The sequence below is a fragment of the Empedobacter stercoris genome (assembly GCF_025244765.1).
Taxonomy (GTDB): domain Bacteria; phylum Bacteroidota; class Bacteroidia; order Flavobacteriales; family Weeksellaceae; genus Empedobacter; species Empedobacter stercoris.
Genome location: NZ_CP104209.1, coordinates 1,742,501 through 1,765,131, shown reverse-complemented (window position 1 = coordinate 1,765,131; position 22,631 = coordinate 1,742,501). Strand labels below are relative to the sequence as shown.

The following is a 22,631-nucleotide window of genomic DNA, read 5'->3' as shown; positions in this document are numbered from 1 at the left end:
GTTTATATTGGTTCGTTGTAATCAATAAAAAAGCGTTTGAAGAAATAGACTTCAAACGCTTTTTGCTTTTATATCTATATCATTACAATTTTGGAATAGCAGCTATTAACTCTTTTGTGTAGTTCGTTGTAGGATGTGCGTATACTTTATCCGCATCATCTAATTCTTTCATTTCACCATGTTGCATTACCAACAATTGATCACTCATATATTTTACAACAGCCAAATCGTGTGAAATAAAGATATAAGTAAATCTAAATTCCGTTTTTAAATCATTTAGAAGATTTAAAACTTGTGCTTGCACAGAGACATCTAAAGCAGAAACAGATTCATCACAAATAATAAATTTTGGGTTTAAAGCCAATGCACGAGCAATTCCGATACGTTGACGCTGACCTCCCGAGAATTCATGTGGGTATTTATTCAAATCTTGTGCTGTTAAGCCTACTTTTTTCAAAAGTGTAGAAGCCGTTTGCAATCGTTCCGTTTTATTTTGTCCAATTCTATGGACTTGCATCGGTTCAGTAATAATTTGTGCAACCGTTTGTCGTGGATTCAAACTTGAATATGGATCTTGAAAAATAATCTGGATTTCTCTTCTTAATTTTCGAATCTCTTCTTTTTTAAGTTTAGTAATATCAACTCCATTATAATATATTTCACCTGCAGTCGGTTTTTCCAATAATAAAACAGTTCTACTCAACGTTGTTTTTCCAGAACCAGACTCACCAACTAATCCCATTGTTTCACCTGGATAAACCTTAAATGAAATATCATCTACAGCTTTTACACTCGGTATTGTTGAATCTCCAAATAAGGAAGATGGATAAAAATATTTTTTTAAATTCTTGACTTCTAAGATAGGTGGATTTGCATATATCTTTTCGTGAAAACTTGTTCGTTCTTCTTTTGTATAGGTTGCTGTTTTAAAATCTGGGTTATCAAGAAAATCTTTTACAGTTGGTAAACGTTTTGCACGTTCTTCTAATCGAGGTCGACAAGCAATTAGTCCTTTTGTATAATTTTCTTTTGGATGATGAAAAATAGTTTCTACATTTCCTTGTTCTACAACATGACCTCGAAACATGACCAAAACCTCTTCACAAACATTTGCAATTACGCCCAAATCATGTGATATAAACAACATGCTCATATTGTTTTTTAATTGTAATTCCTTCAATAAATCGAGTGTTGCTCTTTGTACTGTTACATCCAAAGCAGTTGTAGGTTCATCGGCAATCAATAATTTAGGCTCGCAAGAAATTGCCATAGCAATCATCACACGTTGCTTTTGTCCACCAGATAATTCGTGTGGATACGCTTTATAAATACGTTCTGGATTTGGTAATTTAACTTGTTCGAAAAGGTGTAAAACTTTCTTTTTTGCTTCGTCTTTGTTTAATTTTTGATGCAAACGAATGGCTTCTTCTACTTGTTCACCACAACGTAAACTTGGATTAAGTGAAGTCATTGGTTCTTGAAAAATCATTCCGATTTCATTACCTCTAATTTCTTCTAATTCTTTGGGAGAAAGTTTTAGTAAATCAATCATTTTATCATCTTGACGAAAAAGAATTTCACTTTCTGGATGAATCGTCGCATTTGGAGATAATAATCCCATGATTGCTAAAGATGTCAAAGACTTTCCCGAACCAGATTCTCCCACAATACCTAAAGTATCGCCTTGTTCAACTTTGAAATTAATGTTGTTCAGCACTTGTTTATCTCCAAAAGAAATTGATAAATTTTTAACCTCAATGATATAATGTAAACTTTGATTTTGCATTGCAAATAGTTGCTTGGTAAATGAAGTGGAAATTTAGTGATTTTTAATGATTTTCTTCACTCTATAAATTCTAAGATTTTGTATTTATTTATTTTGTAATTTTGCTACGAATCAAACCGTTGTGATTTATAATATTTTTTATTAATTTAGACATATTGATTTACTGGCTCACAAAAACTTATAACAAGTCAGTTTCTTAAATTCGAAGAATGGATACATACTCCCAGATTTCGACATTGTTTTTAGTCGCTAATCACAATGTCGCCGATGAAATTTCTGTAGCAAAACTTTTGCTTACAATTTTCCTTGTTTTATTAAATGGTTTTTTCGTTGCAGCAGAATTTGCAATTGTAAAAGTACGTTCGTCACAAATTGAAGTCAATCAAGATATAAATGAAAGAACTTCGAATGCTGCAAAGCGAATTGTAACACATTTAGATTCTTACCTTGCAGCAACACAATTAGGAATTACTTTAGCTTCCTTAGGATTGGGTTGGGTTGGAGAAAGTTCTATCACACCAATTATTTTAAAACTTTTTGAAGTTTTAGGTTTAACCTCTCCATCTTGGACTACGATTGCACAAAATGCAGCTATTCCAGCTTCATTCTTTATTGTGACAATTTTGCACATTGTTTTTGGAGAATTAGCACCAAAGTCATTAGCAATTCAGTATCCAACAAAAACAACATTTGCTGTTGCTTGGTCACTTAGAGTGTTTTATTTTGTATTCAAACCACTTATTGTAATGATGAATGGTATGGCTAATATTATTCTTCGAGCATTTGGAATTCACCCTATTCATGGAGGAGAAATACATACAGAAGAGGAATTAAAAATGATTATTACCGAAAGTACCGAAGGTGGTGCAATCGAAGAATCAGAGCGAAATCTGATTCAAAATGTTTTTGATTTTGATGATCGTCGTGTCATGAATATTCAAACATTACGTAAAAATGTATCCGCAATTAATATCAATACTTCTGTAAAAGAAGCGTTAGATTATGCGATTAATGAAGGATATTCTCGTTACCCTGTTTATGAAGAAGAATTTGATAATATAAAAGGGATTATTTACGCGAAAGATTTGATTAAACAATTATTAGAAAATCCTAACCAAACGGAGATCGAAGGTTTGTTACGTGAACCTATTTTTATTTCAGAAAATGCATTGATTAAAAATGTAATGAAACAATTTCAGAAAAAGCATATGCAAATTGCGGTTGTGACTAACGAAGTTGGTGAAGTAGCAGGAATTGTTTCGATGGAAGATATTTTAGAGGAATTAGTTGGTGAGATTCAGGATGAATATGACAACGAAGATCCTATTGTTTCGCGTGTTTCGGAAGGTATTTATAATGTAAATGCTCACAATGCAATTAGTGATATTAATCGCTTAGTTCCTTTTAAATTCGAAGAAAGTGAACATTATGATACGTTGGCTGGGTTGATTTCTGAATGTTATCCTGACAAAGAATTGTCCGAAGGTGATTTGGTTGATTTGGAAGAATACACAGGAACAATTATTAAAATGTACCGAAATTCGGTAGAACAAATTCAATTAAAAGTGAAAGAAGAATTCATCGAGAATTACCGAGATGAACCTGACACAGCTGAAGATGATGAAAATTAGTCTTTAAAATATGAATGAAAAATCCGCTCAACAACGAGCGGATTTTTTTATTTTATATATCTTCTTTTCTCGAGAGCGGAATATCATATCTCATTTTTCGAAAAACATTAATCAAGGTCACCACATCTTTTTCACAGTAATCTTTAATGCGTTCGACATTATTTTCGTCATAATAAACCTTTGCGACCTGCGAACCATCTATATCATCTTTTGGCGTAGGAATTTCGAATACATTGGCTAATAAATCCAACGATGTATAATTTTTATAATCGCCAAATTTCCATAATTCCATGGTATCTAAATGCTGAACTTCCCAAGGTTTTTTGCCAAATAATTGTAGAATTGCAGGAATTTCAATTTGATTAATCATCATTCGGCGAGCGATGTAAGGAAAATCAAATTCTTTTCCATTATGTGCACATAATAGATGATCTGGTTTGAAAAAATTTTCAATTAACATCGAATTAAAATCTTCTAACAATTTCTTTTCGTCGTGTCCATAGAAGCTTTTGATGTGAATAAATGAATCTTTGACAACAATCCCTACAGAAATACAAACAATTTTACCAAATTCAGCCAAAATGCCTGCACGTTCATGGTAAAATTCTTCTGGAGAAATTTCATTATTATTACGTTGATAAGCTGTTTTCTTTTCCCAAAGCGCTTTTGTTCTGTCTGATAAAAGGTTCCAATCATCTGTTTGTGGAACCGTTTCGATGTCTAAAAATAATATTTTACTGTAAGGAATTCGTTGGATCATTTTCTTTTACTTTTTGATTAATACGCATCGCTTCGTCAACTAATCGATAAACATCACCATCGGCTATTGGATGGTTATTTGGAAGATCATTATGTGTTTTCCCTGTTCGGGCAATTACTATTTTTTCTGACGGAATTACAATGACACGTTGTCCCAAATGTCCTAACATTGCATAAAAAGGTGTCTTGTAATCGTAATCCATCCAAACAGAATAACCATAAATTTTTGGTTCATTTGGTTCGAACGCTTTTTTGTTTGGTAAAACCATTTTCTGTACAAATGTAGAATCTAAGATCTGTTTTCCATACCAATTTCCATCATTCAGTAACAATTGTCCAAGCTTTGCAAAATCGCGAGTTGTCGCATTGAAACAACAGTAGGTCTTTTCCATTCCCTTTGGACTGTCTTTGGACCATTGTGCATCCATTTCCATTCCCATAGGTTGCCAAAACTCGTCTTGGAAATATTGCGATAACGATTTATTTTCAATAGCACGTTCAATAACGATTCCTAATAATTGTGTATCACTCGACTGGTATTTAAAATGTTTTCCAGGTTGAGAAACAAATTTTCGATCTAACATTTGTTTCACAATATCATCTCCATAATACGCTTTTGCAGTAGGATTAAGAGGAAAATAATAATCTTCATCCCAATCATATCCTGATGTCATAGCAGATAAATCGCCAATTGTACATTGCGAACCAAATCGATCATCTTTAAATTCTGGAATAAAATCAGTGATTTTTTGATCTAAGCTTTTGATGTAACCTTGCTCTATTGCTTTTCCTAACATCATTGTCGTAAATGTTTTTGCCATCGAAAACGAATTGGTAATATCATTTTGTGCATAACCGTTAAAATAATATTCGCTCAGAATCTGATGATCTTTGATGATAACAAATCCAGCTGTACCAAAATCTTTCATCTCTTTTTCAAAGTTAACTGACAAAGGAAATTGATTATAATCCAAATGTTGATGCCAAACTCGCGGAGAACCTGCCAAAATTACATTATTGTCAAAATCTTTGTAGTCATTTATATTAGCTGTTTTTTCACCTTTCATATAAGTTAATTTTACACCACGAAAAATGTAATCATTCCCTGTTGCATAAAGAGTTAGAATTAATACGCAAATGATTATAATGAACCATTTTATTATTTTCCAAAGTATTTTCATCTCAAAAAATTATAATCTTTTACTAAAATAAGCTTTTACTATTAAATAATGTTAAAATTCTATCACTTCGGAATCGTTTTTGTAGAGTTAATATGTATCTTTATACGAGAAAATAAATCTAAAAAATAAATATTATGGCTTTTGAATTAGCAAAATTACCTTATGCATTTGATGCATTAGAACCTCATATTGACGCAAAAACAATGGAAATTCACCATGATAAACACCATGCTGCGTACACAAATAACTTAAATGCCGCTATTGAAGGAACTGATTTAGCAAATGCTACAATCGAAGAAATCTTAGCTAAAGGTACAGATAAACCAGCTGTTCGTAACAATGGTGGTGGGTTTTACAACCACAATTTATTTTGGGAAATTTTAACTCCAGGTGGAGCGAAACAACCAACTGCTGAAGTTGCTGAAGCAATTAATGCTGCTTTTGGATCTTTCGAAGCTTTCAAAGATGAATTTGCTAAAGCTGCTGCAACACGCTTTGGTTCTGGATGGGCTTGGTTAATCGTAAAAGATGGTAAATTAGTTGTAACATCAACTCCAAATCAAGATTCTACTTTGATGCCAGTTGCTGATGTACAAGGATTCCCTATTTTAGGATTAGATGTTTGGGAGCATGCTTATTACTTAAACTACCAAAATCGTCGTCCTGATTATATCGAGGCTTTTTTCAATGTAATTAACTGGGATAAAGTTGCAGAAAGATTTGCATCTGCTAAATAATAAGGTTTAAAATTTTAAACAATATAAGACTTGTGTAGAAATACGCAAGTCTTTTTTTATCTTTGGAAAATGGGAATAATTATTTTAGAGAATATAAAAATTTATTCGAATCACGGATGTTTAGAAGAAGAAGCAAGAATTGGTTCGGATTATTTGGTTGATTTGGAAGCACATGCCGATTTTACAAAAGCATGTGATTCGGACGAGTTAGTTGATGCCTTGGATTATGTATCCTTAAATAAAATTGTAAAGGAAGAAGTGGGTGTTCGATCTAAATTGTTAGAACATGTTTGTAAAAGAGTATTAGATCGTGTAGGTCAAGAACTTACGAATGTGACTTATGCTAAAGTAAAATTGTCTAAGCTGAATCCTCCTATTGGTGGGCATGTAGAAAAAGTAAGTATTATTTTAGAAAAAACATATTAAAGTTTTTTTTTCTGAAAATATTACTATATTTGCAGTCCAAAAGAACGGGAATGGTTCCTTGACCGAGAGGCTAGGTAGCGGTCTGCAAAACCGTCCACAGCGGTTCGAATCCGCTAGGAACCTCAAAAGCTTTAATCAATTTGATTAAAGCTTTTTTTATTTTCCGAAAACTTATTACATAAACAACACCAAACTCACAGCCATCACAAACATACCGATAACGATACCGTAAGTAGATAATTTTTTTCCGGCATATTCTTTAGCAGTTGGAATTAGTTCATTAATCGAAATATACACCATCATTCCAGCAACACTTGCGAAGATTGCTCCGAAAATTGATTCATCAAAGAATTGCAAAAGGACAAAATATCCGATTAAAGCGCCAATTGGTTCTGTTAATCCTGAAAGAAAAGAATACCAAAAAGCTTTCTTTCTATTTTTTGTTGCATAATATATAGGTATCGCTACTGCGATTCCTTCTGGAATGTTATGTATGGCAATTGCGGCAGCGATTGAAATGCCGTAGGTAGGATTTTCTAATGCAGAAAGAAAAGTGGCTAAACCTTCAGGGAAGTTGTGAATAGATAATGCCAAAGCAGAAAACATTCCTAATCGTAAAAGTTTTTGATCGGTTGTTTCTGTTTTATTTTCTTCGTGGTGATGATGTGGTAAAATTTTATCAATTAGAATAATAATTAATATTCCTATAAAAAATCCCAATAAAGTATAACTGTAACCTAACTTTTCTCCAAAAACAGCGGATAAAGATAATCGTGCTTTTGTTAAAATTTCTACAAAAGATACATATAGCATTACTCCAGCAGAAATCCCTAACATCACACCTAAAAATTTTGGATTGAATTTTTTGTACAATAAACACAAAACACTTCCAATTCCAGTACTGATCCCAGCAAGAAAAGTTAAACTAAAAGCAAATATAAATGGGCTTGAAAACATCTATTTTAATAAGTAAGTTAGATTAATCTAACAAATATAAAGTTTTCTTTCCTTTGAATCAAAATAAATTAACCATAGAAAATTCAATGTATTTTGTCAGTTAATAGTATTTATGAAAAGGATACACTTATTTTTGTTTCATTAGTCTTTATTTTATGGAACTTTTAGACGAAAATATACAAAGCGATTTATATCGTTCAACTTTAGAATTAGTTTCTCAATTAGGTTTGTCCAGTTACTCAACAACAGTAATTACAACCCTATTATTATCAATTGCACTTGTTATTATTTTATATGCGATTGATTTTCTATTGCGTAAAGTGTTGTTATTACTATTGACAAATATGATTCAGAAGAGCAAAACAAAGATCGATGATTTATTAATTAAAAACAGAGTTTTACAATTCCTTACCCATATCGTTCCTGTTATTGTCGCTAAAGAAGCAATTCCGCTAATCTTTAAAGGTTTTCCGAATTGGATAAAAATTGCAGTGCAAATAACCGACGTTGTGTTAGTAGTAACAATAGGATTATTTTTCAATGTAATTTTCAGAACATTCAGAGATTTTCTTCGAAGCAAAAAATCATTTGCGGACAAACCAATTGATAGTTATTTGCAAGTAATGAATATTACGTTGTTTTTTATTTGTGGAATTCTTATTTTCTCGATTGTGACAGGTAAATCACCTATTACATTTTTGGTTTCGTTGGGTGCTGCATCTGCAGTTTTGATGTTGGTTTTCAAAGATTCGATTTTAGGATTTGTAGCGAGTATACAAGTTTCCATGAATGATATGGTGCGTGTAGGTGATTGGATTGAGATGACGAAATATGGCGCAGACGGAACGGTAATCGAAATTAATTTAGGAACAGTGAAAGTCCAGAATTTTGATAAGACTATTACAACAATTCCAACGTATGCATTGGTTTCTGATTCGTTTCGTAATTATCGAGGAATGCAAAATGCAGGAGGAAGACGTATAAAACGCTCGATAAATGTAAAAATGAATTCGATTCGATTTTTAACTGAAGATGAAATTGAAGAATTAAAAAAAATTAGAATGTTGTATGATTTTATTGTTGATCGCTCCAATGAAATTGCACAATATAATGTATCGAACAAAGTTGATCCAACAATCTTAGCAAATGGAAGACGGATGACAAATATTGGATTATTTCGTCAATACATCAAAACATACACGTATAATAGTCCTAAGATTAGAAAAGATTTAATGTTCGAGGTTCGCCAACTTCAACCAACAGAACATGGTTTGCCAATCGAATTGTTTATGTTTACCAATACAACAGTTTGGAATGAATATGAAGTGATAATGGCAGATATTTTTGATCATATTATTGCGGTTGTTCCATATTTTCATTTAGAAATTTACGAATCGCCTTCTTCGGACGATATGCGTGTCATAGCAGAAGCACTGAATAGAAATATTTAACACAGAAGCTGAACATTATTGTTCAGCTTCTGTGTTATTATTTGGTTTTTCCATCAAATTCTTCATCAAATTTTTTAATTTTTGATACATAAAAGATGTGAACAGAATGAGTATTCCTAAAACAATGAACGATATAATTCTGAAAACATTACTCATTTCCCAAACATCAACCAAATATAATTTTAGAATGATCAATCCAAATAGAGCAATTCCTACTATAGGAAAGCCTTTGAGTTGTTTTCTTAATCCAAAATAAATCAACACAAATCCCAATACTGCCCATATAATCGGTAATAATATCATTCGAAAAATATCTGCTTGATGTGAAAAGTTAGTTGTTCCCTCATTTAGTGTTAATAACATAAACGAATTGTATTTCTCAAAACTAATCACGTAAACAACCAAAAGCATACTGATGATTTGTTTGGCAGTTGAGGTTTTGAAATCGTGATTTTTTACAATTAAATAGACGAGATAAGCGGTAGGAAGTAGATAAGTTAAGTAAATAAAATAACTATTGATGCCGTAATTCGTTTTACTTGATAACAACGGAATATTAGCAAACAGTGGTAAAAGTAGAACGCACAATCCAGCTGAAATCTGCAATACTAGCTGCAATGTACTTCCTAAATTTAGTCTTTTCCGTAGTGCTAAAATTAAAGCAATAAAGAATAAAGTATAAATCAAAATGTAACTTATAATCATCATAAAGTTGAAATAAGGTTCGATTTGGTAAATTAATTCGAACAATATTCCTGTATACATCAATAAAAGTGATGTTGAGATGAAGATGAATTTTGAATGATTGAGCTTGAACCCTAAGAATTGTTCTTCTGTTTCGAAATCTTTCATCAAATATATATTCGCGATAGAACAAATTAGTGCAATGATACTTGTGATAAAAACATGATTGAATAAAAGTGGTAAACGCGAATTGCTATCGATATAATCAAACCAATTAACACATAAAGCAATCAAAAGAAATGGAAACATTGCGATGAAAAAGATTTTGAAAATATTTTCGCGACTTTTTTTCCACAGAAATAATAATAACGTAGATTCTATTGCAAAACAAACCGAAACAACATTTGCTTTGAATTGTAATGCAATCGCAGCAGTAATTAGGGCAATACTCAAACCTATTAAGGTATTTTGTAATAAATTATTTTTAGACGTTTTGTAGATATAAATCGCGCCAAAAGCATTAATTAATCCTACTATAAACACAATCAAGCCATTGTTATTTCCAACAATATAATAATAGACGGAAGATATTAAAATGGTTGATAGAATTGTATTGAAGCTTAGTAAAAGTGAGTTCCAAACTGAAAATTCTTCTTTTTTGATGTAGTTGATTAAACTTGTAACAGTAAAAGTAACGTAAAGTAGTGCGTAGAAAAGATATTGAGACGAGGTTTTAGATTGATCAATCCATGAGATACTATATATAGACGTAAAACAAAAAGCGATAAACGAAATAACTTGCCAGTTTTTTCGCCATGCCATAAAGAGCATGCTAAAATTGAGAATAACCAAGTAAGCAAACAGGAAAATATAATTACTTTCGCCTGTGCTAATCATCAATGGAGCTGTAAAACCTCCAAGTATAGAAAAAATAGCCAAGACTTGTCGATTATACAACATCGCCATAACAATTGAGAAAATTGTAACGAGTGTTAATAACGTAAAAGTTACGTGTTGAGAAAGTAACTGATATTCTCGAAAAGCAATGGTTAGCGTGAAGTACATGACGGTTAATCCTCCTCCAATTAAGATAGAAGAAAAGATAGCGTAGTTTTTCCTAATGTTGTGTGCTATACCAATAATACTCAAGCCCACTACAAGTCCAATTAACACACGAAATGTTTCGTTGATCCAATTTTGGTCAATCGCATATTTCACGAAATAAGCAATTCCTAAAACTAAGGTTACAATTCCAAAAATAGTTAAGAAATTATCTCTGATAAATGTAATCCCATTGTTGAGGTGCTTGTCAATATTATTTTCTGTTTTTTGTCTTGGAGGAACTTCGTCAAAAATACGTTTTGGTGGTTCTGTCTTATTAAATGAAACAATTTCGGATTGAGGTGCAACAGCTTCTTCAACTTTTTTGGGTTGCTCCACAATTGTTGTTGATTTAATGGTTATTTCTTTTTCGTCTAATTGCTGTTGCAAATGTCTAAGTTTCGTTTCTTGTTCATCAAGCTGTTTTTTGAGTTGAGAAACTTTGTTAAACAAAATCACAATTAAGACAATTATAATAATGGCAATAAAAAATTCCATAATGTGTTTTTAGGAAAAATGAAGTTAGGCTTTTTTTTTCAGAAAGCTTAAAATTTTGTTTCTCATATACCAAAATCATTCTGTTTTCGTTATTCTACAAAATCCTTATTTTTGCTAAATGTTTAAAAACCTAAGTACATTATTGTTTATCGCGCTGTCGTCTTCGATTTTTGCGCAAGATGGAACGCGTGTTTACGAGTTTTTAAACATTACAACATCACCACGTCAAGCAGCTTTGGGAGGAAATGCAGCGACTTCTTGGGATGCTGATCCTAATTCGTCTTTATGGAACCCTGCATTGATGAATCGTGATATGCACGGACAATTCGGAATCAATTATGTGAATTATATTGCAGATGTCGATTTTGGTACATTTTCAACAGTCTATGAAATCGATCAAGAGAATTATCTTTCTGTACATGGTCAATATGTAGATTACGGAAAACTAATCGGAACGGATGAAAGTGGAAATATTACAGGGAATTTCAAAGCGAATGATGCAGCAATAACAGTGGGGTATGCACGTGTTTTAGGTGATTATTGGACAATTGGAGCAAATGTTAAATACATCAATTCTACTATCGAATCGTATAAATCTTCGGCAATAGCTGGAGATGTAGGATTATCCTATCATGATTTCGATAAAAATATCAATGTATCGCTGGTTGTGCGTAATATCGGAGGACAAATCCAAACGTACAATGGAAAAAAAGAAGACATGCCAACGCAAGTTAACTTAGGAATCTCACATCGATTGGAACATGTTCCGTTAGAATTTACATTTTCTTTGCACGATTTACAGAAATTTGATATTTCTCAATCCTATAATAAGAGTGGACAAGAAGTATCTAATGGACGAAAAATGATGGATCACGTTTCAGTAGGAGCAGAGTTGTTTCCAAATTCAGATTTTAACATGCGAATAGGGTATAATTTCAAACGAGGAAATGAGTTAGCAGCCGAGGGAGTTCGCTCATTATCTGGATTAACGTATGGTTTTGGAATTCGAGTGAATGCTTTCCGATTCGAGTTTGGACACGCGAATTACCACAAATCTGGTGGCTCTAATCATTTTGGACTAATCATTAATTTAGACCGCATTATTCAAGGTCGTGATTATTGGAGAAGTAATCCTTGGTTATAAAAACTTTTCAAACCACTATAAAATCTTATCTTTGTCTTCAATTTCTATTTAGATGAAAGAAAATTTAATTATTGCAATCGACGGATATTCTTCTACCGGAAAAAGTTCGATGTCAAAAATTATTGCAAAAAATCTTGGTTATACTCACATTGATAGTGGTGCAATGTATCGCGCCGTAACCTTATATGCGTTTCAGCATCAGTATATTGCTGAGAATAAAATTGATGAAACATCATTAATAGCCAATTTATCTAACATTAAGATAGAATTTATACAAGATTCTTTAACACAAAAGAATTTAACATACCTGAATGGAATAAATGTTGAAGATGAGATTCGCACCATGCAAGTTTCTAAAATGGTTAGTCCAATTTCCGAAATTCCTGCAGTTCGCGATTATTGCGTGGCTTTACAGCAACAGATGGGCGAAAAAGGTGGTATTGTGATGGACGGTCGCGATATCGGAACAACAGTTTTTCCAAAAGCTGATGTCAAGATTTTTGTAACAGCTTCGCCAGAAGTACGAGCAAAGCGTCGCTTTTTAGAATATCAGCAGCAAGGAAAAGACATTCCGTTAGATGAGGTACTAAAAAATGTGAACGAAAGAGATTATATCGATTCTCACCGTGATTATTCACCCCTTCGCAAAGCAGGTGATGCCATAGAAGTTGACAATTCGCAGATGAATCTCGAAGAAACAGTCGATAAAGTGATGCAAATTATCGAGTCAAAATTTTAATAGAACCAATAGTAGAATAATAGAGAAGGAAAATAGTGATGTTTTCCTTTTTTTTTTTGACTAATTTATTTCGCTTCGCGAAACCTTTCCCGAGTTCATAACCCAAAAGTAGCCGCTGCCCATTTGCTTGATTCAGCAAATCGTCACCGCCTAATCATTCCATGCAGTGAAAATACAAACCTCGCGCGCAATGAGTTTCCTTTTTTCAAATTATAAACCGTCCAAAAAAAAGTATTGTATACACTCTACTGCCTCTCTGCTGCCACTATGTTGCCTTCATCTTGCCTTCATCCTGCCTTTAAGTAGGGAGTAAGCTGCAAGTACGAATTGAGGATATAGCTGATTTTCACGAAACTTAAATCAAAATTATGACTAAAAATATTAGTTCTATTTTTAAGTAGCGTAGGGTATTTTTCTTTCATTTCAGTATTGATTGGAACTCAAGGTTGGAAAAATATGTTTGATAGTCTAAAAAATATAAAAGAAAATCCACTCGATTTTTATATGTTTTTATGGCCAATTATAATTTCAGGAATACTCTTATTTGTTAACATAAAACTTTATTTGAATTTAAAATCACACAAAAAAAATCCACAAACAATTCTAAATATGCAATTAATTATTATGATTAATTTACTCACTTTCAGTAAATAGCGTCTATTTTACTTTTTATTTGGGTTTTATAGAAAGTTGCGTATATTTGAGAGTTGTACAACATTTTACCAAAACACTCTCCTAAATGAAAATCAACAAATTATATTTAATAATCTCAATCATAAATTGCACATTTGGTTTTGCTCAAAATTCGATAGGTTCAAAAATTAACACTAAAATTAATAATGATTTTATATCTAGTATAAAGTCTTTTGTAGGAAAACTAAATCCTGAAGAATATAAAGAAACCCGAAAAGAAATATTAAAAGAACTTAAAGTTGAAATACCTGAAGAAAAAGCGATTTTAATTCATTTTTATCAATATGGTGTAAACTGCTATGAATATGGTTTAAAAGAGAGGAATGCTTTGGGTGTTATCCAAAATACCATCAAAATATCATCAAAAATTTCAAAAGAAAATAACACAATTGATTTTTTTATATATACTTCCAATGCATTGCATAAAGAAAGAATTCAAGATAAAAATATTTTTATTTTAGATTCAGGATTTTTTGAGAAAAACATATTTACACTAAAGGAAAATTGCAGAGCATTTTTCATCTTAAAAACTAATGGAGAATTTATGAAATATTATGGCTCAGATTATTTCACGGAAGTAAGTAATTTTCTGAAAAAACAATAAAAACGTCGTACAACATCGCATTGGCGAAATGGCGGTTTAATGGAGAGATTGAAAGTTTCTCCTTTTTTTGTCGCAACAGCCTTTTATATTTCCTTTTTTCATAAATTTAGAAAATAATAAAAGGCTGTTGCTTAGCTTAGTGCAAAATTGAAAGTTTAGGCTTTCTAAACCGCCACTATCGCCAATACGCGGCCCGTTAGCGGTAATAGTAAAAGATAGATATGTCAAAAATTAAGTTGTTTAACAAAGGGGATGTAATACTAACAAATCCTGAAAATGGATATTATGGAATTGCAATTGTTTTGAGTGAAACAGAAAAAACACCAGAATCGCATCCAAGATGTCATATAGCTATTACTCCACTAATTTTTGATTACGAAATTGAATTTTCTGATTTAATATTAATAGACTTGAAACCACTTGAATTTGAAAGAAAATATAGTTTAAATGGGAATAAAGAATTTTACAAGAAAGAAATTGCAATTGGCGTTTATACAAGGCGAAATAAAAATAACTTCAAAATTATTGGGAATATAAATCCTGAAATTATATATAATGGACCTTTACCTTTCGAACCCTTATATGATTTAGATATTAAATGGCCTTTATATGGAGATACTGATGAATACTTAGGAAGAGCTGCTTATAATCAGTGGAAAAATAATAAACAAAAATACTACTACCGCTAACGTTTTGAGGCTTTGCGAAGGAGCGGCAAATAAAGCACTAACTTTCAACTTTGCACCAACGTTAGCAAAACCATTTTTTCTATTTGCTAATTTACATTTTAAAAGCAAATAAAAAATGGTTTTGCGGATTAAATGCACAAACCTTGAATTAACCACTTAACCCGCTCTTTTGCAAAACCGATGTTGGCGGTAGTTTTTTTATCTTATTTTGTGTAGGATTTCTTTCAGTTTGGGTTCAATATTTAGTTCATCAAATAGTTTTTCCGATAAATTTAATGAGTTCTCAAAAGCCAAAACGATGTTTTTGGGATTTAAATCTGATGTTACTTTTTTATACTCTGAATACCAAATCGTGTCAATGTCCTTTTCGAGACTTTTAGTCGGACTTTCCCAATGTTGCGTTTTGCTTGTTCTTGCTCTTATAAGCCAAAGCAAGTATTTCTGCACATTTGATAAACTGTGATGAGCGTGAGCAAATTCTTCTCGTTTAATCAAGTTGCTTGTTGTCAGTACAACATTCAGTAATGATTGGCTTAACCACAAAATATTTTCATTTGTTATTCTTTCGGGCGATTTCGTTTTGATTTGATTAAGCGTTTTCGTTAAAAGTCCATCTTTGTCGGTTAGGTTCATTTGGTCAAAATCGCTAAATTCAACAATTCCGTCCCAAGATTTGATAATTTCAATTTCCTCCGTTTTTAAAAAATGGAATTCTCCTCTGACCATATTCTCGAAAATAGCAACTTCACTTCCATATTCGTTTGTAAAATATAAAGCCAAAGGATGAATTTGATTTACCCATTTTTCTGTCGAGAAATTTTCTTTATTTTTCAAGAAGATGTAAAATTCGATGTCAGAATATTTGTCTCCTTCGTTTTTGGTAAATGAACCATACATAAAAACGGCGGAAACATTTTCGTCTTGTTGAGCTATATATTTTGTTTTGTCAATCATTTGTAACTGTGTCATTTTTCTAATTTTTAAATGTTGATAATAGAAATTTTCACTACTTTTTGAAAGCAATGAAAAAGTTTTACGTTGTTTATTTTGGACAGTTACTTATAGCTTCATCGGATTATACTTTTTTATTTTCAACATTCTGTTTGGTAAAATTACCGCCAACATCGGTTTTGCGAAATGGCGGGTTAAGTGCAAACTTCAACTTTTGTGCATTTTTCCCGCCGAATGTGTTCCACATTCAGCTTTTTTTAATAATTTAGCTTCTGTGGAAACACATCGGCTACGTTACTGCTAAATTGAACTTTCGGTTCAATTTATCCGCCACTTCGCCAATGCGTTTCCCGTTATCTGCAACCCAATTTGAACGACGTCGATGAAATGAAGTTAGACAATTATAAACCGAAAAATGATGTGTTGAAAAAATACATTGACAGTTATTATTTCATTTCGGAAAACAAAAAATCTAAGCAGATTAAATACTATACATTTCCAAATAATTTCTGTATTCTTTCGGTAAACCAAAATGCTAAAGTAGAACTCAAAGAAAATTCATACTTCATTTCGAGTGCTAAAACAGATGATATTTTGGCTGATATTGTTGTAAGATATTCCGAACCAATAGAAGTTGTTTATGAAAACGCAGTAGATGAAATCACTATAAAATTCAATCCGCTTGGAATAAATCATTTCATTGAAAATCCTGAAATTTTCAAGCAATCGAAAATGGATAACTTTGTTCCTTTTTCTGACTACACTGAAACAATGAAAATGATTTTTAATGAAAGAGACCGTAACAAGCAAATTGAACTTCTTGAAAATTATTGGTTATCAAAATTTGTAACGAAAGATTTAACCTTAATGGAACAAATTTTAGCTGATATAGAAACTGAATTAACAATTGATGCGATTGCTAAAAAACATAGCATTTCCAGAAAACATATCAACGCTTTGTTTTTAAAACATATCGGAAAGCCACCTTCAGAATATCGTAAGATTTATCGGTTTAGAAATACGCTAATAGAAAATAAAAAAAGTAAAAACCTTACTACACTATCTCACGGAAGTCTTTTTTATGACCAATCGCATTTTATCAAAGATTTTAAGGCTTTGACAAAAATAAAACCAAGCTGGTTTTTCAAAAATATAGATACTGAACAAGACAACATTTGGCTCTTTATGTAAGTGGTTACATTTTTACAATTTTTAGAATAAAACGATAAATAGTTTTGTCCTTTAATTTTTAATCGAATTTTAGAATGAGGCTTTTACAACATCATACATTATTATCGTTTATTTTTCTAATTCCTTTGGTTGTTTCCGCACAACAACATACAATTACAGGGAAAATTGTTGATACAGAAAAATACCCCATTGATTTTAGCAATGTTGTACTGCTGAATAACGATAACTTCGAGTCTGGATATACAATAACAGATAGCTTGGGAATATTTCGTTTAAATGCTGATAAGGGAACATACCATTTACTCATAGAACAATTTGGAGAAGAATTGTATCGTAAAGAAATTCAACTAAATCAAGATTTAGATTTAGGAATCATTGAGGTAAATCCATCGGTAATGCTTGAAGGAATAGTAATTGAAGGAAGAAGAAAAACCATCGAGCAAAAGATAGACCGACTTGTATATAATATTGGAAATGACCCATTATCCAAAACACTTACTACGGAAGATTTAATAAAAAGAGTTCCTTTGTTACGAGTTCGAGATAATAATATCAGTATTGTTGGAAAAGGAGCTGTAAACGTATCTGTAAACGGTAAACTACAACAGATAAGTAGTAGTGAGTTGGTTTCGTTTCTCAATAATTTTGACCCATCAATGTTGAAAAGCATTGAAGTTATCACAACACCACCTGCTAATTTTAGTGCACAAGGCAATGCAGGTATAATCAATATTGTGACTACACAAAAGATGAATACAGAGGAAAATTGGAGTGCTTCGGTAAGAAGTGCATATATTCAACGCTCTTTGCCAGGAACAAATAACGGAATATCGTTCAATTACAATAAAAACAAATTTTCAGCAAGTGCAAATGTCAACTACACATTAACACAATTGAATGTTGATTTAGAAAGCAAAGGAAATGATATTGAAGAAATAACAGACCGAAAAGATAAAGGGAATCAATTTGGTGGTTATCTGAACCTTAATTACCGACCATCTGAAAAACACGATATTTCAACTTCGTTTAATGTTTTTAATTCAGTAAATGAAAACAATTATACCAATAAAAGATTTACAACTTCTACTTTCCTAACAGATGGAAAAAGAAGAAATGAGCATACAAGATATTCTGCTGACTTGAATTATATTTATAAAATAGATTCACTTGGTAAAACAATTACCGCATTTACCAGTTATAATGCAAATTTGCCGACCGAAAAATTTAATACAGTAACCACAGAACAAGGAACAACTATAACAGATTATCTCAATAATTTAGGAGAACAAAGTTATAAGGCATTTTCTGCACAAATTGATTTTCATTTTCCGTATAAAATTGGAGAATTGGATTATGGTGTGCAGTATTATACTTTGAAAAATGATGCCACAATAAACTACACATTGAATGGAAACGGCAATTCGGAAAGTTTTCTGTATGATGAAAAGAATTACGCTTTGTATGCAAGTTTCGCAACAAAAGATATTGGCAAATTTCGTTTTAAAGGCGGACTTCGTTACGAATACAACAACGTAAATTTAAAGAACCAAAATAATAACAACAATTTCCCTGAACGCAAGAAAGGAAATCTTTTCCCAAGTTTTTATGCTCTTTACAATATGGAAAACGGAGATAAATTGTCCGTTAATTATTCAAGAAGAATTAACCGTCCTGAATTCTCAACTGTTACACCATTTCGTTGGTACAATAATCCGTACAGCTATGAAACAGGAAACCCTTACATTTTACCCTATACAAGTGATAATATTCAGTTAAACTATTCCAAAGGAGATTTTATGATTTCTGCTTATGCACAATTTGTAAAAAACGGTTATGGAAGTGTAGATATTTTTGAAAACAACGAATGGATTTATACTTATGAAAACTACCTTGACCAAGACCGTTACGGGATAACTGCAAGTTACTTTCTCTATGAATTGAAATGGTTGGAAACCGATTTATTTACAACCTTTTACCAAAACAATCTAAAATCAAAAGTTGATTATATAGAGGGTAAAACAGGATATGGCTTTTCATACCAAATCAACAACAACATATTTCTTGACCAAGACAAAAAGTATATTCTCTCGGTTAATTATTGGCAGGATTTACCATTTTGGGATAATAATATCTACAACCACTCTTTCGGAAGTCTTGACATTGGAGCTAACATAAGTTTGTTAGACAAAAAGCTAAATATTGGATTATTGGTTACAGATATAGCCAATCAATCTATAACGAGAACAAGAGCAGAATTTACTAACTATTCTGTTCACAGAAGAGAATATTTCGATGCTCGAAGCTATCGAATTTCATTGAGATACAATTTCGGTTCGTCTTCTGTAAAATCAGTAAAAAGTACAGATAAATTCAACGAAAGAGAAAGAATGAATTAGTAAAAATGGGCAGCAGATAACAACGGTAACTGTTACACAACTCCAATTTTTATAAAAATTTAAAATATTTGACCTCGTTTAAGCCATTTTAAGCGAGGTTTATTTTTAGAGAATTATGCTGAATTGTAATATCAGGTTTGCTTAAAACTCAACTTTTTAAGTCGTGAAGGAGTACTTTTGTAAAAAGCTGTATTTCCCTTGTTTTAGGGAAACAACTTGGGCTAAAACACTCGGGGTTTTGAAAATAAAGCGCAGGTATTTCTTCAAGTTGTAAGATAAACTTGACATCAAAACGTGTTTATTGGCTTGTGCCATTCCTCTGCTGTTGATTCGTTTTAGGTTAAAGAAGTTAATCAACGTTCCTAAAACGGGTTCTACTGTAGCACTTCGACGCTTTACTAACCTGTGGTGATATGCTTTGTTTTGGGTGAGTTTTTCGTGCATTTTATCGTACAAAGGTTTGTAAATACTTTCTTGACTTTGGCTGCCGTAATATTTTTGAGTGGATTTGTACAAAAAATGTAAATCTAATGCTTGATTTACACGGCGATAAAAGTTATCGGGTGGAACTAACCTTTCTAAGCTTAGTTCGTAAAATAATTGTGGGGTAAATTCTTTTCGTCCTTGCATACTACAAGATCCGAATTTTTTTTTTATTTTTGAGTTGTGCAACAAGCACATCGTATTGGCAATAGGCGGGCTGAACGGCTTCGTATCAACGGAAGTGCAAAATTCAACTTCTGTTCTTCGATTAAAGTTCAGTGCTAAAAATCCCGCCCATCGCCAATACACGGACCGTTAGCAAAAATACATTACACACAACAATGAAATCAAAAATCACTTTATTTCTATTAAGTTTAAGTTTTTTTATTATTGGATTTATAATATATTACTATTATGCTGAATTTGTTTCTAATTTTTTCTCAGAAACAAATAATATAGTTAATACTTCTCCTAATCCTCATTTCATTGATAGATGGTTATTTTGTCTAGGTATGGCAATCATTCCTTTAGTTTTAAATACTTTTAAAACTAAAAAAAACATTATACTTTCGTTAAGTTTAATTATTGGATTAATTACAATTTTTGCATCATATCATGTAAATTTCATCAACGAGAATCTAAATAATTTAACAACTTTTGATTCTAGTAATATTAAAATTGGTTTATTTTTCACATTAGGTATTATTAGCGCATATTTGATAAAAATTCTAATAAAAAATATCAAATAAAATGTACTTCTGCTAACATAGGTAACTGTTGCACAACTCCAAATTTCGATTTCAGTTAGACAAAAAAAGCAAAGAATTGAGCTACATTGGAAGCGATGAATAAAAAAACTGCTTATAACATCTACTCATTTTCTGTGGTAAAAACGATGTTTTCGGGTCGGAAATCTACTATCTAGTTTCTCAAATCTAAAAATCTCAAAAAATATTTCCCGTCATAACAATCAGTTAGGGATAGAAAGTAAAATAAATGTAAAATGTGTTTGGAAGTTCGGAAAAATGGGTTGTATATTTGCAATCCCAATACGAAAGACGAGTAGTATTGTAGTTGACATAAAGTAAAACAAGCGACAAAAATTTTTAAAAATAAATTTTGTTGATTTAACAAATAAGTTTTATCTTTGCAACCTCAAATCACGAGAGTGATTTTGCTGCGAAGTAAATTGATTTGTTGAAATAAAAACTTTAAAATTTTTAAAATAAAATTTGGTAGTTAAGAAATAAGTTTTACCTTTGCAACCGCTTACAGAAACAGCGATGTTTTGTAAGTTATAAACTGAGAAGTTCATTTGAAATTATAATATATACAGAAGAAAAAATAAGCCGAATAATAACGAAGTCAATCCTTGAATAATGGAGCTTAAGGAAATTCGAAGTTGTAAAAACATAAGTCTTATAGACTAAACAAAATAATTTACAATGGAGAGTTTGATCCTGGCTCAGGATGAACGCTAGCGGGAGGCCTAACACATGCAAGCCGAGGGGTATAATTCTTTCGGGAATTAGAGACCGGCGCACGGGTGAGTAACGCGTATGCAACTTGCCCTACTGAAAAGGATAGCCCTTCGAAAGGAGGATTAATACTTTATAATAGATTTCATAGCATTATGGAATTTTGAAAGATTTATCGCAGTAGGATAGGCATGCGTAAGATTAGATAGTTGGTGAGGTAACGGCTCACCAAGTCGACGATCTTTAGGGGGCCTGAGAGGGTGAACCCCCACACTGGTACTGAGACACGGACCAGACTCCTACGGGAGGCAGCAGTGAGGAATATTGGACAATGGGTGGAAGCCTGATCCAGCCATCCCGCGTGTAGGAAGACGGCCTTATGGGTTGTAAACTACTTTTATCTGGGGATAAACCTATCTACGAGTAGATAGCTGAAGGTACCAGAAGAATAAGCACCGGCTAACTCCGTGCCAGCAGCCGCGGTAATACGGAGGGTGCAAGCGTTATCCGGATTTATTGGGTTTAAAGGGTCCGTAGGCGGATTAATCAGTCAGTGGTGAAATCTCATAGCTTAACTATGAAACTGCCATTGATACTGTTAGTCTTGAGTAATGTTGAAGTTGCTGGAATGTGTAGTGTAGCGGTGAAATGCTTAGATATTACGCAGAACACCAATTGCGAAGGCAGGTGACTAAACATTAACTGACGCTGATGGACGAAAGCGTGGGGAGCGAACAGGATTAGATACCCTGGTAGTCCACGCCGTAAACGATGGATACTTGCTGTTGGATTTTCGGATTCAGTGGCTAAGCGAAAGTTATAAGTATCCCACCTGGGGAGTACGTTCGCAAGAATGAAACTCAAAGGAATTGACGGGGGCCCGCACAAGCGGTGGAGCATGTGGTTTAATTCGATGATACGCGAGGAACCTTACCAAGGCTTAAATGCATAATGACAGGACTAGAAATAGTTTTTTCTTCGGACAGAATGCAAGGTGCTGCATGGCTGTCGTCAGCTCGTGCCGTGAGGTGTTAGGTTAAGTCCTGCAACGA

Annotated in this window: 19 protein-coding genes, 1 tRNA gene and 1 rRNA gene (1 of these 21 cut by a window edge); 13 read left to right on the top strand and 8 right to left on the bottom strand. The window is 32.4% G+C overall.

What is annotated here, in order from left to right:
- Positions 1–82: 82 nt before the first annotated feature.
- Positions 83–1,786, bottom strand: coding sequence for an ABC transporter ATP-binding protein (locus NZD85_RS08370; RefSeq protein ID WP_260541410.1), 1,704 nt, complete (start codon positions 1,784–1,786; stop codon positions 83–85).
- A gap of 209 nt (positions 1,787–1,995) precedes the next feature.
- Here NZD85_RS08370 and NZD85_RS08365 point away from each other — a divergent pair, with 209 nt between their 5' ends.
- On the top strand, positions 1,996–3,417 hold the full coding sequence (locus tag NZD85_RS08365; protein ID WP_260541409.1) for a hemolysin family protein: 1,422 nt from the start codon (positions 1,996–1,998) through the stop codon (positions 3,415–3,417).
- A 52-nt stretch (positions 3,418–3,469) separates the two neighbouring features.
- Here the strand turns inward: NZD85_RS08365 and NZD85_RS08360 are convergent, their stop codons facing one another.
- Both NZD85_RS08360 and NZD85_RS08355 read right to left on the bottom strand, forming a co-directional pair.
- Positions 3,470–4,177: a 3'-5' exonuclease gene (locus tag NZD85_RS08360; RefSeq protein ID WP_171622716.1), complete on the bottom strand. Its 708-nt coding sequence runs from the start codon at positions 4,175–4,177 to the stop codon at positions 3,470–3,472.
- On the bottom strand, positions 4,152–5,357 hold the full coding sequence (locus NZD85_RS08355) for a serine hydrolase domain-containing protein (protein WP_260541408.1): 1,206 nt from the start codon (positions 5,355–5,357) through the stop codon (positions 4,152–4,154). Before NZD85_RS08355 ends, NZD85_RS08360 begins: the two co-directional genes overlap by 26 nt.
- Before the next feature lie 134 nt (positions 5,358–5,491).
- Here NZD85_RS08355 and NZD85_RS08350 point away from each other — a divergent pair, with 134 nt between their 5' ends.
- The 3 genes from NZD85_RS08350 (at position 5,492) to NZD85_RS08340 (ending at position 6,643) form a co-directional block, all read left to right on the top strand.
- On the top strand, positions 5,492–6,094 hold the full coding sequence (locus tag NZD85_RS08350; RefSeq protein ID WP_260541407.1) for a superoxide dismutase: 603 nt from the start codon (positions 5,492–5,494) through the stop codon (positions 6,092–6,094).
- A 69-nt stretch (positions 6,095–6,163) separates the two neighbouring features.
- Positions 6,164–6,520 (top strand): dihydroneopterin aldolase, encoded by a 357-nt coding sequence (gene folB / locus NZD85_RS08345; RefSeq protein WP_260541405.1) that lies wholly within the window; start codon positions 6,164–6,166, stop codon positions 6,518–6,520.
- 52 nt (positions 6,521–6,572) lie between these two features.
- Positions 6,573–6,643, top strand: a tRNA-Cys gene (locus NZD85_RS08340).
- Between the two features lie 51 nt (positions 6,644–6,694).
- Here the strand turns inward: NZD85_RS08340 and zupT are convergent.
- On the bottom strand, positions 6,695–7,477 hold the full coding sequence (gene zupT / locus NZD85_RS08335; protein WP_188319543.1) for a zinc transporter ZupT: 783 nt from the start codon (positions 7,475–7,477) through the stop codon (positions 6,695–6,697).
- A gap of 155 nt (positions 7,478–7,632) precedes the next feature.
- Between zupT and NZD85_RS08330 the strand changes: the two genes are divergently transcribed.
- Complete coding sequence (locus NZD85_RS08330) at positions 7,633–8,928, top strand: mechanosensitive ion channel family protein (RefSeq protein ID WP_260541401.1); 1,296 nt, start codon at positions 7,633–7,635, stop codon at positions 8,926–8,928.
- Positions 8,929–8,943: 15 nt separating this feature from the next.
- On the opposite strand, the gene NZD85_RS08325 is transcribed toward NZD85_RS08330, so the two are convergent.
- Entirely contained in the window at positions 8,944–11,211 is a 2,268-nt protein-coding gene (locus NZD85_RS08325) for a DUF2339 domain-containing protein (RefSeq protein WP_260541400.1), read from the bottom strand.
- Positions 11,212–11,329: 118 nt separating this feature from the next.
- Here NZD85_RS08325 and porQ point away from each other — a divergent pair, with 118 nt between their 5' ends.
- The 4 genes from porQ to NZD85_RS08305 all read left to right on the top strand — a co-directional run bounded on the left by porQ (position 11,330) and on the right by NZD85_RS08305 (position 15,080).
- On the top strand, positions 11,330–12,355 hold the full coding sequence (gene porQ / locus NZD85_RS08320) for a type IX secretion system protein PorQ (RefSeq protein WP_260541399.1): 1,026 nt from the start codon (positions 11,330–11,332) through the stop codon (positions 12,353–12,355).
- A gap of 52 nt (positions 12,356–12,407) precedes the next feature.
- Positions 12,408–13,094, top strand: a complete 687-nt coding sequence (gene cmk, locus NZD85_RS08315; protein ID WP_260541398.1) for a (d)CMP kinase — start codon at positions 12,408–12,410, stop codon at positions 13,092–13,094.
- A gap of 739 nt (positions 13,095–13,833) precedes the next feature.
- Positions 13,834–14,391, top strand: coding sequence for a hypothetical protein (locus tag NZD85_RS08310; protein WP_260541397.1), 558 nt, complete (start codon positions 13,834–13,836; stop codon positions 14,389–14,391).
- A gap of 221 nt (positions 14,392–14,612) precedes the next feature.
- Positions 14,613–15,080 carry a hypothetical protein gene (locus tag NZD85_RS08305; protein WP_260541395.1) on the top strand — a complete coding sequence of 156 codons (468 nt, stop codon included), beginning with the start codon at positions 14,613–14,615 and terminating at the stop codon, positions 15,078–15,080.
- Between the two features lie 198 nt (positions 15,081–15,278).
- Here NZD85_RS08305 and lnu(H) read toward each other — a convergent pair whose 3' ends face one another.
- Together lnu(H) and NZD85_RS08295 are read right to left on the bottom strand one after the other, a co-directional pair.
- A complete protein-coding gene (gene lnu(H), locus NZD85_RS08300) occupies positions 15,279–16,049 on the bottom strand; it encodes a lincosamide nucleotidyltransferase Lnu(H) (RefSeq protein WP_064964663.1) in 771 nt (256 codons plus the stop codon).
- Positions 16,050–16,155: 106 nt separating this feature from the next.
- Positions 16,156–16,278, bottom strand: a complete 123-nt coding sequence (locus tag NZD85_RS08295; RefSeq protein ID WP_260541393.1) for a hypothetical protein — start codon at positions 16,276–16,278, stop codon at positions 16,156–16,158.
- Between the two features lie 140 nt (positions 16,279–16,418).
- Here NZD85_RS08295 and NZD85_RS08290 point away from each other — a divergent pair, with 140 nt between their 5' ends.
- The gene (locus NZD85_RS08290) at positions 16,419–17,222 is read left to right on the top strand and encodes a helix-turn-helix domain-containing protein (RefSeq protein ID WP_260541390.1); all 804 of its coding nucleotides are present in this window, start codon (positions 16,419–16,421) and stop codon (positions 17,220–17,222) included.
- 74 nt (positions 17,223–17,296) lie between these two features.
- Complete coding sequence (locus tag NZD85_RS08285; RefSeq protein WP_260541388.1) at positions 17,297–19,618, top strand: TonB-dependent receptor; 2,322 nt, start codon at positions 17,297–17,299, stop codon at positions 19,616–19,618.
- Positions 19,619–19,774: 156 nt separating this feature from the next.
- On the opposite strand, the gene NZD85_RS08280 is transcribed toward NZD85_RS08285, so the two are convergent.
- Positions 19,775–20,248: a transposase gene (locus NZD85_RS08280; RefSeq protein ID WP_260541385.1), complete on the bottom strand. Its 474-nt coding sequence runs from the start codon at positions 20,246–20,248 to the stop codon at positions 19,775–19,777.
- A gap of 194 nt (positions 20,249–20,442) precedes the next feature.
- Between NZD85_RS08280 and NZD85_RS08275 the strand changes: the two genes are divergently transcribed.
- Positions 20,443–20,850, top strand: coding sequence for a hypothetical protein (locus NZD85_RS08275; protein ID WP_260541382.1), 408 nt, complete (start codon positions 20,443–20,445; stop codon positions 20,848–20,850).
- Between the two features lie 693 nt (positions 20,851–21,543).
- Positions 21,544–22,631 (top strand): 16S ribosomal RNA (locus NZD85_RS08270) (it continues 431 nt past the right edge of the window).

What these genes read in the sequence shown, in the direction of transcription:
- NZD85_RS08310 (WP_260541397.1), top strand. Translation starts at nt 13,834, where the DNA reads ATGAAAATCAACAAATTATATTTAATAATCTCAATCATAAATTGCACA.
- NZD85_RS08280 (WP_260541385.1), bottom strand. Translation starts at nt 20,248, where the DNA reads ATGCAAGGACGAAAAGAATTTACCCCACAATTATTTTACGAACTAAGC.
- NZD85_RS08370 (WP_260541410.1), bottom strand. Translation starts at nt 1,786, where the DNA reads ATGCAAAATCAAAGTTTACATTATATCATTGAGGTTAAAAATTTATCA.
- NZD85_RS08325 (WP_260541400.1), bottom strand. Translation starts at nt 11,211, where the DNA reads ATGGAATTTTTTATTGCCATTATTATAATTGTCTTAATTGTGATTTTG.
- NZD85_RS08290 (WP_260541390.1), top strand. Translation starts at nt 16,419, where the DNA reads ATGAAGTTAGACAATTATAAACCGAAAAATGATGTGTTGAAAAAATAC.
- NZD85_RS08360 (WP_171622716.1), bottom strand. Translation starts at nt 4,177, where the DNA reads ATGATCCAACGAATTCCTTACAGTAAAATATTATTTTTAGACATCGAA.
- folB (WP_260541405.1), top strand. Translation starts at nt 6,164, where the DNA reads ATGGGAATAATTATTTTAGAGAATATAAAAATTTATTCGAATCACGGA.
- NZD85_RS08305 (WP_260541395.1), top strand. Translation starts at nt 14,613, where the DNA reads ATGTCAAAAATTAAGTTGTTTAACAAAGGGGATGTAATACTAACAAAT.
- NZD85_RS08295 (WP_260541393.1), bottom strand. Translation starts at nt 16,278, where the DNA reads ATGTGGAACACATTCGGCGGGAAAAATGCACAAAAGTTGAAGTTTGCA.
- NZD85_RS08275 (WP_260541382.1), top strand. Translation starts at nt 20,443, where the DNA reads ATGAAATCAAAAATCACTTTATTTCTATTAAGTTTAAGTTTTTTTATT.
- NZD85_RS08330 (WP_260541401.1), top strand. Translation starts at nt 7,633, where the DNA reads ATGGAACTTTTAGACGAAAATATACAAAGCGATTTATATCGTTCAACT.
- NZD85_RS08350 (WP_260541407.1), top strand. Translation starts at nt 5,492, where the DNA reads ATGGCTTTTGAATTAGCAAAATTACCTTATGCATTTGATGCATTAGAA.
- NZD85_RS08365 (WP_260541409.1), top strand. Translation starts at nt 1,996, where the DNA reads ATGGATACATACTCCCAGATTTCGACATTGTTTTTAGTCGCTAATCAC.
- NZD85_RS08355 (WP_260541408.1), bottom strand. Translation starts at nt 5,357, where the DNA reads ATGAAAATACTTTGGAAAATAATAAAATGGTTCATTATAATCATTTGC.
- porQ (WP_260541399.1), top strand. Translation starts at nt 11,330, where the DNA reads ATGTTTAAAAACCTAAGTACATTATTGTTTATCGCGCTGTCGTCTTCG.
- NZD85_RS08285 (WP_260541388.1), top strand. Translation starts at nt 17,297, where the DNA reads ATGAGGCTTTTACAACATCATACATTATTATCGTTTATTTTTCTAATT.
- cmk (WP_260541398.1), top strand. Translation starts at nt 12,408, where the DNA reads ATGAAAGAAAATTTAATTATTGCAATCGACGGATATTCTTCTACCGGA.
- zupT (WP_188319543.1), bottom strand. Translation starts at nt 7,477, where the DNA reads ATGTTTTCAAGCCCATTTATATTTGCTTTTAGTTTAACTTTTCTTGCT.